This is a genomic window from Marinobacter litoralis, assembly GCF_016427555.1.
Lineage (GTDB): Bacteria > Pseudomonadota > Gammaproteobacteria > Pseudomonadales > Oleiphilaceae > Marinobacter > Marinobacter litoralis_A.
The window spans coordinates 1,023,823-1,039,458 of the sequence record NZ_JAELVS010000001.1 but is presented as its reverse complement, the minus strand read 5'-3'; the positions used below and the strand labels follow the sequence as shown (position 1 = coordinate 1,039,458).

Here is a 15,636-nt window from a genome sequence, read left to right as displayed (position 1 = left end):
GCTCAGGCAAGACCTCCACGGGTCAATTTCAGTGGGTCCATGAGCTCTTCCAGCCGCTCACGACTCAATCCACTTCGTTCTTCGGCCACGTCGATCACCGGGCGCCCGGTGCTGTAGGCCTCTTTGGCAATCTCGGATGCCAGGGCGTAGCCAATCTCCGGATTCAGCGCCGTCACCAGCACCGGGTTACGGCTGACCCCATCACTCAAATGGTCGGCATTGACGGTAAAGCCCTGAATCGATTTATCCGCCAGAATACCCGCGGCACCCGTCATCAGCTGAATCATGTCCAACAGGTTTCCCGCCACCAGCGGCAGCATGACATTGAGCTGGAAATTACCGGACTGGCCGGCGATGGCCACAGCGGCGTCCAACCCCATCACCTGAGCCGAAGCCATGGCCACGGATTCCGGGATTACCGGGTTCACCTTGCCGGGCATAATGCTGCTGCCCGGCTGCAACGCCGGCAGGCTGATTTCAGCCAAGCCATGAATAGGACCGCTGTTCATCCAGCGCAGATCGTTCGCAATTTTGGTAAGTACCACCGCCACGCCCCGCAGTTGGGCCGACAACGACAAAGGTGCATCCACCGCGCTGATGCCGACAAACTTGTGCTCGAGGGATTTGAACGAAAAGCCGGTATTCGTTTTCAGAAACTTGACAAATTGCTTGGCAAACTCCGACGCAGCATTCACACCGGTGCCCACCGCCGTTCCGCCCTGCGGCAAATACGCCAAGTCATCAAGCACTGATTCCAGACGCTTTTCAGCCGCTGCCAGTTGTTCACGCCAGGTTCTCAACTCCTGGCCGAGCGTCACCGGCATGGCATCCATCAGATGGGTTCTGCCGGTTTTCACCTGCTTGCTGAATTCCGCTTCGCGTTCGTAAATCACACCCTGAAGGTGCGACAGCGCCGGCAGCAACTGGCCTTTGACCGCCAGCAATGAGCTCACATGGATGGCGGTTGGTATCACATCATTAGAGCTTTGGCTCATGTTGACGTGATCGTTCGGATGAATCTCGTGCCCCTGCTTGGCGGCAATCGAGGCGAGGACCTCGTTCAGATTCATATTGGTACTGGTGCCCGACCCGGTCTGGTAGCGGTCGATCGGGAACTGGTCGGCGTACTCGCCCAGGATCAGCTTCTCGCAAGCATCGGCAATGGCATCACGACGCTCCCCGTCCAGCAGTCCCAGTGACGCATTGGCCTGGGCAGCAGCACGCTTAACCTGCGCCAGGGCTTTGATAAAGCTCGCGGGCATGGGCTGGCCGCTCACGGGAAAGTTATCAATGGCCCGCTGGGTCTGTGCTCCCCAAAGCGCATTGGCGGGAACCATCACCTCACCCAAGCTGTCCTTTTCCACACGGTAATCGCTCATCACACCCTCCCTCTTTATGCTGTGCCATTCTTTATCTGCACACGAGCCTGAACTTAGCCTCCGCGTGCCGGTGACTTTAACCGGACATGGTCGCAAATACCGGTGACTTGCTCAAAGTTGAGAATCAAGGTGTGCACCGTCAAGGTGTATGTATCGTGCAGATGAAATTTGAAACGTCGCTGCTTCTCCCCCTGCAGAAACGCATCGTACTCTCGTACCAGCTCCCGCACATCGCCACCTTCATTCTGGCTCCAGGTAGCGTTGTACGGGCCCAGCACGGCGCCGCCAGCAAGGCAGACGGTGACTTCGTGGTTGGTGAGACTGCTGTTCTCCGTTGACATATGCCGCTCCTACAAATGATGCTTTCTATCAGTGTAGTCGCTATGCAGCCTCGAATAAGATTACTGCCCGCACGACGAACCGCCCGTCAGGTGGACAACGTTGTGACGAAACTGGTGAGCAACGCTCTCAAACGATTCGGTTTAACGGGTTTATTCAAGACAGGCAGATACTGCGCCCGTAACAGGGTCCGAACCTCATCGCTTCGATCTGCCGTAACGATCGCGCCGGGCACATCCTGCCCCAGATACTTTCGCACTTGATGAATGGCATCAAATCCCGTCTTTTCATCGTCCAGATGGTAATCCGCCAGGATAGCTTTAGGGCATTTTCCGGTTCGGGCAAGTTCCGACAACGCCTCATCCCGGCCTTGTACAGCCATGACTTCGCAGCCCCAGCGCTCCAAGAGCGCCTGCATACTTTCGAGCACCGAAGGCTCATTATCGATGACCAATACCAAAGCGCCATCAAAGCCTTCACGCAATGCAGAGAAGGCAGCTGGCTGCCGAGTCTTTTCAAACCGGGCCGCGGTGGTTAGCGGCAGCGTCAACGTGAAACGCGAGCCCCGGCCTAACGCGGACACCACATCGATTTGACACCCCAACACACCCACCATACGCTCCACAATAGCCAGCCCAAGGCCCGCGCCTTGGCGCCCACCAGCACCGTTCGGCAGCACCTGATGGAACTCGGCAAAAATATCCTTAAGTTTTTCGGGCGCGATCCCCACACCGGTGTCCCAGACTTCCAGCCGCACACATTCACTCCGAACCCTCACAGCTAACAAAACGCCGCCTTGCTGCGTATAGCGGAACGCGTTGCTTAAAAGGTTCCGGATAATGCGAGCCAGCATGCGCTGATCGGTGCGCACCACAGCAGAGGTGCTTCGGATACGAAACTCCAGCCCCGAGTTGGTGGCCACGGCGACAAACTCTTCCCCCAGATCCCGCACCAGCTCGTCGATATCGAGATGAATGAAGTCTGGGTTCATTGCCTGCTGGTCCAACTTGGAGATATCGAGGAGATCCGCCAGCAGCTCTTCTGCCCCCTCCAACGCTCGGTGCGCTTGCCGAACCATACGCCCTTCTTTCTCCGGCAGGGAGCTTTCCTGAAGCGCCGACACCATCAAACGCGCGGCATTCAATGGCTGCAGCAGATCGTGGCTGGCCGCTGCCAGATACTTGTCTTTGCTACGATTGGCCTCTTCCGCGGATTCCTTGGCAACCACCAGTTCCTTCTCTATTTTTTCACGCTCTTCAATCTGATACCGCAAATCAACGTTGGCGTTCTGCAACGCTTCGGTGCGTTCCAGAACCCGATGTTCCAGCTCTGCATTTAACTGTTCGAGCCTTTGGCGGGCATGAACTCGCTCAGAAATATCAGCAACGAAGGTTTCAACAACTTCCGGCCCCAGGTCGGGCCGCCGCAACATGGTAATAGCTACATCCACCGGACTCTGGTCCGCGCGCCGAAACCGGGTTTCCCGCGCATTCAGACTGCCCCGGTCCAGTAGCTCCTGACGAAGCACGTCAAATTCCGAAGCGCTAAAGAACAGCTGCTCCCTCAAACGGATAATACGATTTTGCAGCTGCTCCGCGCTGTCGTATCCACAGATGCGTGCCATGGCAGGATTACAGGCCAAAAAACCGCCTCTGAGGTTGGCTTGAAAAATGCCGTGGAGCGCATTCTCGAACAGCCACTTGTACCGGTTCCGTTCCTGTTCGAGTTCGTCAATTCGCTGTTGCAACGCAGGGTAGTAATTTTTCCGGACAGATTGACGCCCTAAACCCAGCAAATCCCCTATGCCGTACTCGTTCGGATCATTGTCAGAGGGCTTCTTCATAGACCACCTGAACGTCCCTCAGGGACGACTTGCGCGGATTGGTCAGTATGCAGGGGTCCTTTAGTGCATAACCTGACAGATAAGGAATGTCAGACACGCTCACGCCCAACTCTTGCAATCGTGCCTCCAAACCCAGCGTTTTCTTGAGCTCGATAATTCTGGCCATCAAACGCTTTTTGACCAGCGCATTGGCCATACCACGGGTATCGATATCCATCGCCTCAGCCACTCGGCGAAAGCGATCCTCCGCCGAGGCAAAGTTATAACCAACAACATGCTCCAGCAAAAGCGCATTGCACAATCCGTGCGGCAGATCGAGAAAACCGCCCAAGCTATGAGACATGGCATGCACGGCGCCAAGAATCGCGTTGGAAAACGCCAGGCCCGCCTGCATGGACGCCAGCATAATCTGTTCCCTGAGCACCGGATCCGCCGGACTGGCCACCAAAGGCTCGAGGTTGCGATTAATCAGCCGAATGGCTTCCAGGGCATGGGTATCGGTGAGCGGCCCGCTGCCTGTAGACACAAACGCTTCAATCGCGTGGACCAGGGCATCTACGCCGGTGCAGGCGGTGAGATACGCGCTCATCGTTTCCGTCACTTCCGGGTCGATCAGGGACACATCCGGAACCACAGCTTTGCTGATGATGGAAAACTTGAAACGACGATCCGGATCCGAAATGATGGCGAACTGAGAGACATCCGCCGACGTGCCGGCGGTGGTAGGAATCAGGATAAGCGGCGGCGGCGGATTGGTAATGGTGTCCACGCCTTCGAATTCCAGAATATTGCGCCCGTGAGTCGCGACAATGCCTATGCCTTTGGCACAATCCATTGGGCTACCGCCGCCGATGGCGACAATTACGTCGCATTGATTGGCCTGATAGAGCTCAGCCCCCGACATCACCTCATCCACTTTCGGATTGGGTGAAATGGCCGTGAAGGTTGTACTTTCAAGCCCGGCTTCTGCCAGCAACGCCTCTATCTCGCGCACCCAACCCGCAGCTTGCACACCCGGATCGGACACCAGAAAAACGTGTCTCGCGCCATAGTTGGCGGCGAAGTTCGCGACCGATCGCCGGGAACCGGCGCCAAATACAATTTCAGGGGAAACAAACTTGCGAAGGGACGAAATGTCATAACTCATGGCGGCCTTACCAACTCAGTTGTTGTTATAGGTATGGCTGACATACTACCCCATGTGGCTGAGAGCGACACAGGCCTTTTGGTGTAAGCAGGGTCAGCCTCGCGCCAAGCCCGTGTAGAACTGGCAAAGTCTGTCGAGTACCTCGGCCTGACTATCCAAGGCACGGAAACCATGCCCTTCCTCGTCAAACCATACGAGCTCCACTTGCTGCCCTGCGCCTTCCAGCGCCTTTACCATTGCAAGCGTTTGCTCGGGCACAACAACAGGGTCACGTCCGCCCTGAAAAAACACTGCAGGGCAAGCGATTTGGTTAGCTAGCCGGGCCGGTGTTCGGGCATTCCAGTACCGTCCTTCCGGCCCCGGCTCACCCAACAACCAATCCAGATAACCGGACTCGAAACGATGAGTGGCTGCCTTCAACGTGAACGGATCGGTCACGCCATACAAACTCGCCAGTCCTCTCAGATGCTCTTTCGGAACAACGGCCGCCATGAGCGCGGTATAACCTCCCGAGCTTCGGCCCTGAATAAACACCCTGTCAGGATCAACCCAGCCGGCCTCGACGATCGCATCTTTCATCCGAAACATATCTGCGACATCGGCTTTGCCCCACTGACCTGCCAGCGCCTGCCGAAATTCGCGGCCAAAGCCGGTACTGCCGGTGTAATTCACTTCTGCCACCGCAAAGCCCCGCTGACACCAGAATTGCACTTGGGGATTGAAGGCTGCGTAGGCCGCCGACGTTGGCCCGCCGTGGGCGATCAGAATAAGCGGAGGCTTTTTCTCAGAGCGCTCCGGCAAGTACACAAATCCTTGCAACGCATATCTATGCTCGCCCCCAAATGGGAGTACGATGCTCTCTGGCCATACACAGTTCCTGCCCGCTAATGGAGCAGGGGCACGGAACAATGGTTGAGCTCGCGGCCCGGCCCAGAGATTCAGTCGCAAAATTGTGTCGCTCAGGTCGGGTCTACGCGCAACACAGTAAAGATCACCCCCGCTGACGACGAGATCTCTAAAATCGGTGTACGCGCTGGCAACTTGCTTGATCTCGCCTGCCTGCTCCAGCCATAGTTCACCGATGCCTTGGCGATAGCGAACTCGAGCCCACCCGCCGCACGGCAAAGGGCAAGCGTGCCTTTCTCCCAGCTGCCATGGTGCATTTGCGTGATCCCTGTTGGGCGACAGTGCCGGCAACCAATGCAGGTCTCCGTCCTGTCGGACCACCCGATACGGCTGCCACCAACCGCCATGGTCCGAGACAACCCACAAGCTTTGCGCTACAAATTGCGCCTGCTGAACGCTGCCCCCTCCGGGCGGTTCGGCTTTGACAAGATTTACGGGCTGACCGACGCTGTCCAGTCCGGCGAGGCAAATCCAGGACTGGTCCCACGGCATATAGGGTGAAAACCAGCCTGTCCACGCAATCTGCTGTCCATTCTGACTGACAGCTGGCGCTCCATAAAAGTCGAAGTGGTCATTTAGAACCGACAAACAGCCCTGGTAATCAATGGCCATCAAGGCTTGCTTGCCTTGTTTTTCCCGCACGGCAATCCAACGCTGGCGGAGCGGATCCGGGGTCAGACCGCCCCATGTAGAATATGGGTCGCAGACCAACAGGTGGCGTTGGCCGCTATGCAGATTCATACTCCAAAGGCATTGATCCTCAGACACCCAACATACGAACTCCGGCGTGACCGCATAAGCGCCGCCTCCGTAGCCGTTCAGCCGGCTACGGATACTGGTCCCCGTATTCAGACGTTCTGGTCGTTGAGCGTCATACCGCCAAAGACTGACAGAGCCGTCCTCGGGCGCCGTCGCCAACCAGAAAAGCCCCCCGCCACTGACTCGTAACTCGGCATACTGTTGCGCCCCGGCACAGGCTTCACGCGCCGAGATCAGGTTACCTTCGGAAAAAGACACGGGAGTTCTTGGTATTGCGATAAACAAGATCGTCCAATCCGGCTGTGGCATGTTCTGCGGCGGTTCGCGCGGCCAGAATTCGGTCATGATGCGGAGATTTCCCACACACCGGGTCCGCGTTGTCGGCACTGCCCGTCAGCAAATAGGCCTGACAGCGACAACCGCCAAAATCCTTGCCCTTTTCATCGCAGGAGCGGCAAGGTTCCGGCATCCAGCTGTCGCCCCGGTAATGGTTGAAACCGGGGCTGTGGTACCAAATCTCGTCAAGTGACATGGACTGAACATTCGGAAAATCGATGGGAAGTAACCGGGCACTGTGGCACGGCAAGGCGGTGCCGTCAGGCGCAACGGTCAGGAACAGATTTCCCCAACCGTTCATGCACGCTTTGGGGCGCTCCTCGTAATAATCCGGCGTCACGAAAATCACTTTCATGGGATGGTCGCGTTCGCGCAGATCGTCCCGGAAGTGATTCACCGTTGCCTCGGCAGCCTCTAACTGACCTCGGGAGGGCATCAAGCCCTCACGATTGGCGAACGCCCAGCCATAGTATTGGCAGGTCGCCAACTCGACATAATCCGCCCCGAGACTTTCACACAGCGTGAGAACATCCTGCATCTGATGAATGTTATGGCGATGGATGACAAAATTAAGCACCATCGGATAGCCCGCTTCTTTCACCGCCCGGGCCATCGCCAGCTTTTGCTCGAAGGCTTTCTTTGAACCCGCAACGGCATTGTTGAGTTCCGGGTCTGAGGCCTGAAAACTGACCTGAATATGATCAAGTCCGGCCTCAGCAAAGGCCTGAACCTTGGCTGTTGTAAGCCCTAAACCCGAAGTAATCAAATTGGTGTAATAACCCAATTCACGCGCACCCGCGATCAATTCAGGCAGGTCTTGGCGCACCAACGGCTCGCCGCCCGAAAAACCCAATTGGGCGGCGCCCATGGCGCGCCCTTGCCGAAGCACATCCAGCCACTGATCAGTTGATAGTTCCTGTTCACGATCGGCATAATCCAGCGGGTTTGAACAGTATGGACACTGAAGCGGGCAACGATAGGTCAGTTCAGCCAGTAACCATAGGGGCGGTCCGGCAGTCGCATCAGAGCAGCTCATAACCATTCAATCCAGTGTTGGTTTGCGGCATCGGCCAGAAACTGTTCCACATCGCCTGACAGAGAACCGGCCTCTGGAAACTGGCTTTCAAGCGAAGTGATAATGTCCTGTTTAGACTGAACACCATCTACCTCTGCCAAAATAGCACCGGCACTGGCATTCAACTTAACCATGCCTTCGGGATACAACAGCACATAACTTTGTTGAGCCGGCTCCCACTGGAAGCGAAAACCTCTTCTCAAATTCGGGATATCTGCCACAACAACCTCCTTACAGACCACGATGCCAAACCTGTTTGTCAGTGACCGTGTGATAGGGCGGAGTGTCATGGACGTACGCCATGGACATGGCATCCAGCATGCTCCAGAGAATGTCGAGCTTGAACTGCAATACCTCCAGCGCCCGCCGTTGCTGTTCCACTGTTACGCAGTGCTCCAGAGTGATCTCTAAACCGTGTTCTACATCTCGACGAGCTTCAGACAAGCGCTTTCGGAAATAGCGATAGCCACTCTCTTCAATCCATGGATAGTGGGCCGGCCACCTGTCTAACCGAGACTGATGGATCTCCGGCGCAAACAATTCTGTTAACGATGAACAAGCCGCTTCTTGCCAGGTCGCTCGACGGGCAAAGTTGAGATAAGCATCCACAGCGAAGCGCACCCCCGGCAATACGTGCCGCTGGTCAATCACCTCCTCTCGCGTCAGCCCCACGGCTTCAGCCAGCTGCAACCAGGCTTCAATGCCGCCGGTCAAACCCTCTTCACCGTCATGATCCAAAATCCGCTGCAACCATGACCGGCGCACCACGGCATCCGGGCAGTTGGCCAAAATGGCCGCATCTTTCAGGGGAATGTTGATTTGATAGTAATAACGATTTGCCACCCAACCCCGAATTTGCTCCGGTGTGCAGGCGCCGCTGTACATGGCCCGATGGAAAGGGTGATGAATGTGGTAAAAGGCGCCTTTCGCCCGCAATGCTTTTTCGAAATCCTCACGGCGCAGGGCGGTGGTGACTTTAGCGTTCATGACAGGCCTCACAACTCAATCTGCATACCGTCCCACGACACCTCGATTCCGTGCGCAGCCAGCTCGGCACGCTCCGGTGAGTCTTCGTTCAGGATCGGGTTTGTATTGTTGATGTGGATAAGAATTTTCCGGCTGGCGGGCAGGCTATCGAGCAATTCAATCATGCCGCCTTCCCCCGCTTGCGCCAAATGCCCCATTTGCTGGCCGGTTCGCGTACCCACCTCCTGGCGAATCATTTCATCGTCGTGCCAGACGGTACCGTCTACCAGTAAAACGTCCGCTTGTTGCATCCAGGCTCGAATCCGTTCGTCCGGCTGACCAAGTCCAGGTGCGTAAAGCAAGGATTTACTCTCGCCGCGATCACGAATGAAAAGGCCTATATTATCGCCCGGGTGCGGATTATCACGGCGGGGCGAGTATGGCGGCGCATTACTAAGCAACGGTACGGCCGTCAACTCCAGTGAGGGTGCGCAAGGAATGACGAAAGAGTGTTGTTCCGACGCATGAATTTCACACCAGTTGAGCCCGCCGTTCCAGTGTTTGAGCATCTCGAACAACGGGAAACCGCTGCTCAGATCCTCCCGAACCTGCGACGTGCACCAAACATCAAGAGGAAGGCCCTCGCGCAGGGATAATAATCCCGTGGTGTGGTCGACCTGGCTGTCCATCAACACGATGGCCGAAATGCCCGTATCGCGAAGCGCTCGCGCCGGTTGCATGGCCGGAAATTCCGCCAGTTGCGCCCTGATATCAGGTGAGGCGTTGAACAGTATCCAGTGTTCTCCATCCTCGCTGATGGCAATGGATGACTGAGTGCGGGCACTGGCATTAAGGCTGCCGTCACGGAACCCGGAACAGTTCCGGCAATTACAGTTCCACTGCGGAAAACCGCCTCCCGCCCCAGAACCCAGAATACGGATGTGCATACGAAACCTCCTGAGCCGGAATCAAACAGCCAGCCCATGGCTGGCTATCTGTTACTCAGCGGTTTGCAAAGTACATCGTAACTTCGAAACCGATACGCAGGTCTTCATAAGCTGGTTTGGTCCACATGATGATCACCTCTTGTCATGATTATTAGTGCGTTGCATGTATCGGTACCCTTGGAAAACTAGAGGGTACGATTTCATGCTAATGACAGAGGCCTGCCACCTATATGGTACTTTGGAACTGTTTTAGGCCGCCTTAAAGTACCAACGCTTTGGCTCGCAGGTTCAATTGAGGCTGCGCGGCATGCTCCTAACATGTGACAGATACAACAATAATGTCAGGAGAAGTCGTATGGTCGGGCGCTTACTGCTCATTATCTTGATGACACTCCCCTTATCAGGGCACACCGCGGAAGCCCCCCAGGAAACTAAAGAGGTGATTCAGGCGCTGTTTCCGTCAGCAACCGTCATTGAAGACAAGCTGCCCGACTTTCCCGTTTACCCGGTGTACCAACTGCAGGAGCTGTTGGGCTACGCGTACCTCTCCACCGACTTCATCAATCTTCAGGGCTTTGCCGGAAAGCCGATCACTATGATGATCGGCCTGGACACCAAAGGCCGGTTCACCGGAGTAAAAGTTGTGCACCATCACGAGCCGGTTTTCCTCCATGGCTTAGGCGAAGCGCCCCTCACCGAATTCGTGAATCAATACGAAGGCAGGTCCCTGACAGAACAGATTATCGTGCAGGCTTCCAGCCATTCCGCCCGCAGTGCCGCGGGCGACCAGGTGTATTTCGACGGAGTCAGCAAGGCAACTGTTTCGGTGCTCATTATCAACGACACTATTCTTTCCTCCGCGCTTCAGGTGGCTCGACGTAAACTGGAAGGCTTTGCTCAGGTGGCTCCCATACGAGCTCGGCAAGACTTCTATGAGCCTCTGAGTTGGCAGCAACTGCTGGAACGGGGTTACATCAACAGCTTCGCCCTATCTTCAAGTGAGGTCGAAGCGAAGATTGAGCGCCCACTAGCCCATTACCCTAAGGTCATCGAGCCCGCGCCTGGCGAACCTTTCACTGAACTGTACTACGCCTATATGAACGCCCCCATAGTCGGCCGCAACCTTCTGGGCGATGATGCCTACGAAGTGTTCATGGGGCGTCTGGGCGACCAGGGTAAAGCAATGATGGTGATGTCTCGGGGCGTTTTCACCCATGTCGGGCCGGAATTTGTCCCTGGCAGTATCCCCAGCCGGATAACCCTGCATCAGGGGCCGTTGGCGATCGAGATGCGAGATCTCAACTGGCTGGCACCAGATCAAACTATTGCAGCGCCCGGGGCGCCTGCCTTCGAGGCGGTGAATCTATTCCGGCTTGGCGGAAACGCCGGCTTCAACCCTGGGGCCGAGACCAGTTTGCATCTGGATATTGCTCTACCACGCAATCATCTGATGACTGACAAGGCCCGTTTCACCGTGCCCGCTGCGTTTGCCGACGAGCTCTTTAAAGCCGTGGAGGTGCAAGCGGACCCCCACGAAAATCGCGATCCGATTTGGGTAGGTTTATGGAAAGAACGGGGATGGCAAATAGCTTTGTTGCTAACCTCCCTGTCCGTACTCACGGTCTTTTTTGCCCGCCAGAAAACCCTGACCCGCCACCCGAAACTGGTACACCGGTTCCGCTGGGCATTTTTGTTCTTCACGATTTTCTTTATCGGCTTTTACGCCCAAGGGCAGCTTTCGGTGGTCAATATTTATACGCTATTCCTCGCCCTTTGGGACGGTTTCTCCCTGAACGTATTCCTGCTGGACCCGGTTATTTTCATTCTCTGGATTTACACCTTCGCCACCCTGTTTATCTGGGGACGCGGCTTGTTTTGCGGCTGGCTGTGCCCGTTCGGGGCGTTACAGGAAATGGCCTCCTGGCTTGGACAAAAACTCGGTTTGCGTCAGATTAAAATACCCGAACGCCTGCACCGTCAGCTTATCCTGCTGAAATACCCGATCCTGCTGGCACTGGTCGGTACTGCATTTTATTCCTTGACTCTCGCGGAGCAGCTGGCCGAAATCGAGCCGTTCAAAACCAGCATCACCCTGCACTTTGTTCGGTATTGGCCTTTCGTGGTGTATGCCGTCGCCCTGCTGGCCATTGGCATGTTTGTCCACAAATTCTACTGTCGATATCTGTGTCCGCTGGGCGCCGGGCTTGCGGTATTGGGCCGCTTCCGCCTGTTCAGCTGGCTGGATCGGGTCAAACGATGCGGTCAGCCCTGTCAGCACTGCAAGAATGAGTGTGGCATCAACGCCATCCGGAAAGACGGTCGAGTGGATTACGATGAGTGCATTCAGTGCTTGGAATGCGTAGTGATATTGCGTGACCAGAATCAATGCGTGGATGCCATCGTGCGCAACAAACAGCAACAAAAACACGCCAGGATTCTGGCCACCGATGCGGCAACGCGCGACACGTCACTCGCGCGCTGATCCTGCGACCGCGGCTATCAGGCGACGGGAATCACCACTCGCCCTCGGATCGTTCCATCCATGAACTGGCTTGCAGCTTCGATGGCCTCGTCAAAAGGCACTTCTGTGATCATGCTGTCCAGCAGTTCCGGCGACAAGTCTTGTGCCAGCCGCTGCCAGGCGTATAGCCGGTCTTCTTTCGGCGCCATTACACTATCGACACCGCACAACGTAACACCTCGCAAAATGAAAGGCGCAACCGTCGCAGGAAAATCCATACCTGCAGCCAATCCGCAAGCCGCAACCACGCCCCGGTACTTCATACCGGCACACACGTTGGCCAGAACCTGCCCGCCTGCAACATCAATCGCACCAGCCCAGGTTTCCCGGGCCAGGGGCTTACCTGGCTCGCTCAGCTCTGCCCTATCCATAATCTGTGTGGCCCCCAGAGATCGCAGATAACTCTCTTCTTCCGGCTTACCGGTTACAGCCGTTACTGAATAGCCCAGTTTGGCCAAAATCGCGACGGCAACACTTCCAACACCGCCGGTGGCGCCGGTCACCAGAATGTCACCGGAATCCGGCATAACGCCGTGCTTCTCCAGAGCATTCACACACAGCATCGCAGTATAGCCCGCTGTACCGATAGCCATGGCCTGCCGAGACGTGAATGGAGCCTGGAGTGGTATCAGCCAATCACCTGACAAGCGCGCCTTTTCGGCAAGACCACCCCAATGTTTCTCGCCAACACCCCAGCCGTTGAGTACCACTTCATCGCCGACGTTGAACTCCGGATTGGATGACTCGGTGACCACACCGGCTAGATCGATACCAGGCACCATCGGGTAGGATTTCGCTATCGGAGCAGTGCCGGTAATCGCCAGTGCATCCTTGTAGTTCAGCGTGCTGTAGGCGACATCCACCGTCACATCACCGTCCGGCAACCAAGCTTCGTCAATGGATTTCAATGAGACCTGCTGATCGCCCCGGCTGCCTTCGATTAAAATACCTTTAAACATATTGCCTCCCACGATTCTGCTTTGTGATTTAAATCAGACTGCTTGAGTCAACCACCTCGCACCAACGCCATAAAACCATCGGCAAATTGCTCCAGCGGTTGCGGGGACTGATCGAGCTTGGCACGCAACACCGCGCCTTCCCAACCAATCCAGAAAAACTGTGCCATCTGTTCTGGCACCACATCTTCGGAGATATCGCCCGCCTGACGGGCTTCTTCCAGTACCCGGGCTATCCGGGCTTCCCAATCCCGAAAGACCTCACGAAGCAGGTTCCGGAAACTTTCAGGCAGCGCCGCCATTTCCTGCCCCATATTTCCGATCAGACAACCGCGCCTGAAATCAAACTTTTCCATACCGGCCTTCGCCCCTTCCACAAACGCGCGGATTCTTTCCAGCGGTGGCAACGTGTTGTCGGTTAACGAACGCTCCAGCTTGTTTGCGAAAAACCGGCCATATGCCTCGATGAGCGCTTTTCCAAAAGCTTCTTTGTTGTCGAAGTAATGATAGAAAGATCCTTTCGGCACCTTGGCCTGACGCAAAATCTCATCAAGCCCTGTGTAGGAATAGCCCTTTTCCGTTAACGCCGCCAGCCCAACTCCGATCAGGGCCTGCCGAGTGTCCTGATAACCGGTGTTCTGACTTTTAGGGGGCCGCCCCCTTTTGCGTTTTACTGGAACCGTATTCACATACCCTCCCACAATTTAGACCGACCGTCTAATTAATTAACAAAAGTATACGACCGATCGTCTATTAAATCAAAAAAAAGGCCCTGGGATGGGGCCAAAAACAGAGGCAATTCGATTCCCGTGCTCCGGAGAGCTACCCGGCAGGCGCCGGGCCTATCAAAAGCACTATCCATGTGCGGTCACACAAAAACAGGGCCTGCATGGACAGGCCCCCACTACCGCTTGCCGATCAGAAGAACCCGAGAGGGTTAATGTCATAGCTGGTCAACATGCACTTGGTTTGCTGGTAGTGTTCCAGTGCCATCTTATGGGTTTCACGACCAACGCCAGACTTTTTGTAGCCACCGAATGCCGCATGAGCCGGATAGGCGTGGTAACAGTTCATCCAGACCCGTCCCGCCTGAATGTTGCGCCCCATCCGGTAGGCCAGGTTGGTGTCACGAGTCCAGACGCCGGCACCCAGTCCAAACTCTGTATCGTTGGCAATGGCCAGTGCTTCTTCCTCGGTTTTGAAGGTGGTGACGCCCACCACGGGGCCGAAGATTTCCTCTTGGAACACCCGCATCTTGTTGTCGCCCTTGAACAGAGTCGGCTGAATGTAGAAGCCGTTGTCAAACTCGCCTTCCAGATGCTCACGGTCACCACCGGTAAGTACTTGCGCACCTTCCTGACGACCGATTTCCATGTACGACATAATCTTGTCGAACTGTTCCTTGGACGCCTGAGCCCCCACCTGCACCTCGGTATCCAGCGGGTTACCGCGCTTAATCAATTGAGTGCGTTCAACCACTTTCTGCATGAACTCGTCGAACATGTCCTCTTGAACCAAAGCTCGGGATGGGCAAGTACAAATCTCACCCTGGTTAAAGAACGCAAGCACCAGCCCTTCAACGCACTTGTCAATGAACTCAGGCTCGGCCTTCATCACGTCTGAGAAGTAGATGTTCGGCGATTTGCCCCCCAATTCCACGGTCGAAGGAATGATGTTTTCCGCCGCACACTTCAGGATATGGGATCCCACTGGCGTGGACCCGGTAAACGCGATTTTGGCGATGCGCTTGCTGGTCGCCAGAGCCTGACCGGCCTCAATGCCGTAGCCATTGACGATATTGATGACACCGGGCGGTAGCAGATCACCAATAATGTCCATCAGCACCAGAATGCTGGCCGGTGTTTGCTCAGCGGGTTTAAGTACGGTGCAGTTTCCCGCCGCAAGACAGGGCCCCAATTTCCAGGCGGCCATCAGCAGCGGAAAGTTCCACGGGATAATCTGCCCAACGACTCCAAGCGGCTCGTGAAAATGGTAGGCCACGGTGTTCTGGTCGATCTCCCCCATGTGCCCTTCCTGAGCCCGGAGACACCCGGCGAAGTAACGGAAATGATCTGCCGCCAGAGGGATGTCGGCATTCAGAGTTTCGCGAATGGCTTTGCCGTTATCCCAGGTTTCTGCAACGGCCAGCGCTTCCAGATTAGCTTCGATACGATCCGCGATCTTCAGCAAGATGTTCGAGCGTTCGGTAGGCGATGTCTTACCCCAAGCCGGGGCCGCCTTATGTGCCGCATCCAGTGCCAATTCAATATCTTCTGCGCCGGAACGCGCGACTTCGCAGAAAACATCGCCTGTAACAGGAGTGATGTTCTCGAAGTATTGGCCTTTCACCGGCGCCACCCATTCACCGCCAATGTAATTATCATAGCGGGACTTGAATGAAACAACGGAGCCTTCTTTACCGGGTTGTGCGTAGATCATGACGTTGACCTCTTTGTTGTGGT

General features: G+C 55.8%; 14 protein-coding genes. 1 reads left to right on the top strand and 13 read right to left on the bottom strand.

Features of this window, described 5'->3' with window-relative positions; translation table 11 throughout:
• Positions 1-2: 2 nt before the first annotated feature.
• From JAO79_RS04725 to pqqA, 10 genes are all read right to left on the bottom strand, one after another.
• Positions 3-1,379: a class II fumarate hydratase gene (locus JAO79_RS04725; protein ID WP_199005970.1), complete on the bottom strand. Its 1,377-nt coding sequence runs from the start codon at positions 1,377-1,379 to the stop codon at positions 3-5.
• A gap of 53 nt (positions 1,380-1,432) precedes the next feature.
• Positions 1,433-1,720, bottom strand: coding sequence for a hypothetical protein (locus JAO79_RS04720; RefSeq protein ID WP_199005969.1), 288 nt, complete (start codon positions 1,718-1,720; stop codon positions 1,433-1,435).
• Between the two features lie 86 nt (positions 1,721-1,806).
• Positions 1,807-3,561 carry a NahK/ErcS family hybrid sensor histidine kinase/response regulator gene (locus JAO79_RS04715; RefSeq protein ID WP_199005968.1) on the bottom strand — a complete coding sequence of 585 codons (1,755 nt, stop codon included), beginning with the start codon at positions 3,559-3,561 and terminating at the stop codon, positions 1,807-1,809.
• Positions 3,545-4,708, bottom strand: a complete 1,164-nt coding sequence (ercA, locus tag JAO79_RS04710) for an alcohol dehydrogenase-like regulatory protein ErcA (RefSeq protein WP_199005967.1) — start codon at positions 4,706-4,708, stop codon at positions 3,545-3,547. The genes JAO79_RS04715 and ercA overlap by 17 nt, the downstream gene beginning before the upstream one ends.
• A 93-nt stretch (positions 4,709-4,801) precedes the next feature.
• Complete coding sequence (locus JAO79_RS04705) at positions 4,802-6,631, bottom strand: alpha/beta hydrolase family protein (RefSeq protein ID WP_320158938.1); 1,830 nt, start codon at positions 6,629-6,631, stop codon at positions 4,802-4,804.
• The gene (pqqE, locus tag JAO79_RS04700; protein WP_199005966.1) at positions 6,612-7,745 is read right to left on the bottom strand and encodes a pyrroloquinoline quinone biosynthesis protein PqqE; all 1,134 of its coding nucleotides are present in this window, start codon (positions 7,743-7,745) and stop codon (positions 6,612-6,614) included. Before pqqE ends, JAO79_RS04705 begins: the two co-directional genes overlap by 20 nt.
• On the bottom strand, positions 7,742-8,074 hold the full coding sequence (gene pqqD, locus JAO79_RS04695) for a pyrroloquinoline quinone biosynthesis peptide chaperone PqqD (RefSeq protein ID WP_199005965.1): 333 nt from the start codon (positions 8,072-8,074) through the stop codon (positions 7,742-7,744). Before pqqD ends, pqqE begins: the two co-directional genes overlap by 4 nt.
• The gene (gene pqqC / locus JAO79_RS04690) at positions 8,016-8,771 is read right to left on the bottom strand and encodes a pyrroloquinoline-quinone synthase PqqC (RefSeq protein ID WP_199005964.1); all 756 of its coding nucleotides are present in this window, start codon (positions 8,769-8,771) and stop codon (positions 8,016-8,018) included. Before pqqC ends, pqqD begins: the two co-directional genes overlap by 59 nt.
• 8 nt (positions 8,772-8,779) lie before the next feature.
• Positions 8,780-9,697, bottom strand: a complete 918-nt coding sequence (gene pqqB / locus JAO79_RS04685; protein ID WP_199005963.1) for a pyrroloquinoline quinone biosynthesis protein PqqB — start codon at positions 9,695-9,697, stop codon at positions 8,780-8,782.
• A gap of 55 nt (positions 9,698-9,752) precedes the next feature.
• Positions 9,753-9,824, bottom strand: coding sequence for a pyrroloquinoline quinone precursor peptide PqqA (gene pqqA / locus JAO79_RS04680; protein WP_007153157.1), 72 nt, complete (start codon positions 9,822-9,824; stop codon positions 9,753-9,755).
• Positions 9,825-10,052: 228 nt separating this feature from the next.
• Between pqqA and JAO79_RS04675 the strand changes: the two genes are divergently transcribed.
• A complete protein-coding gene (locus tag JAO79_RS04675) occupies positions 10,053-12,179 on the top strand; it encodes a NosR/NirI family protein (protein ID WP_199005962.1) in 2,127 nt (708 codons plus the stop codon).
• Positions 12,180-12,196: 17 nt separating this feature from the next.
• Here the strand turns inward: JAO79_RS04675 and JAO79_RS04670 are convergent, their stop codons facing one another.
• The 3 genes from JAO79_RS04670 to JAO79_RS04660 form a co-directional block, all read right to left on the bottom strand.
• Positions 12,197-13,177: an MDR family oxidoreductase gene (locus JAO79_RS04670; protein ID WP_199005961.1), complete on the bottom strand. Its 981-nt coding sequence runs from the start codon at positions 13,175-13,177 to the stop codon at positions 12,197-12,199.
• Between the two features lie 47 nt (positions 13,178-13,224).
• Positions 13,225-13,863 (bottom strand): TetR/AcrR family transcriptional regulator, encoded by a 639-nt coding sequence (locus tag JAO79_RS04665; protein ID WP_199005960.1) that lies wholly within the window; start codon positions 13,861-13,863, stop codon positions 13,225-13,227.
• Between the two features lie 229 nt (positions 13,864-14,092).
• Positions 14,093-15,613, bottom strand: a complete 1,521-nt coding sequence (locus tag JAO79_RS04660) for an aldehyde dehydrogenase family protein (RefSeq protein WP_199005959.1) — start codon at positions 15,611-15,613, stop codon at positions 14,093-14,095.
• Positions 15,614-15,636 lie beyond the last annotated feature (23 nt).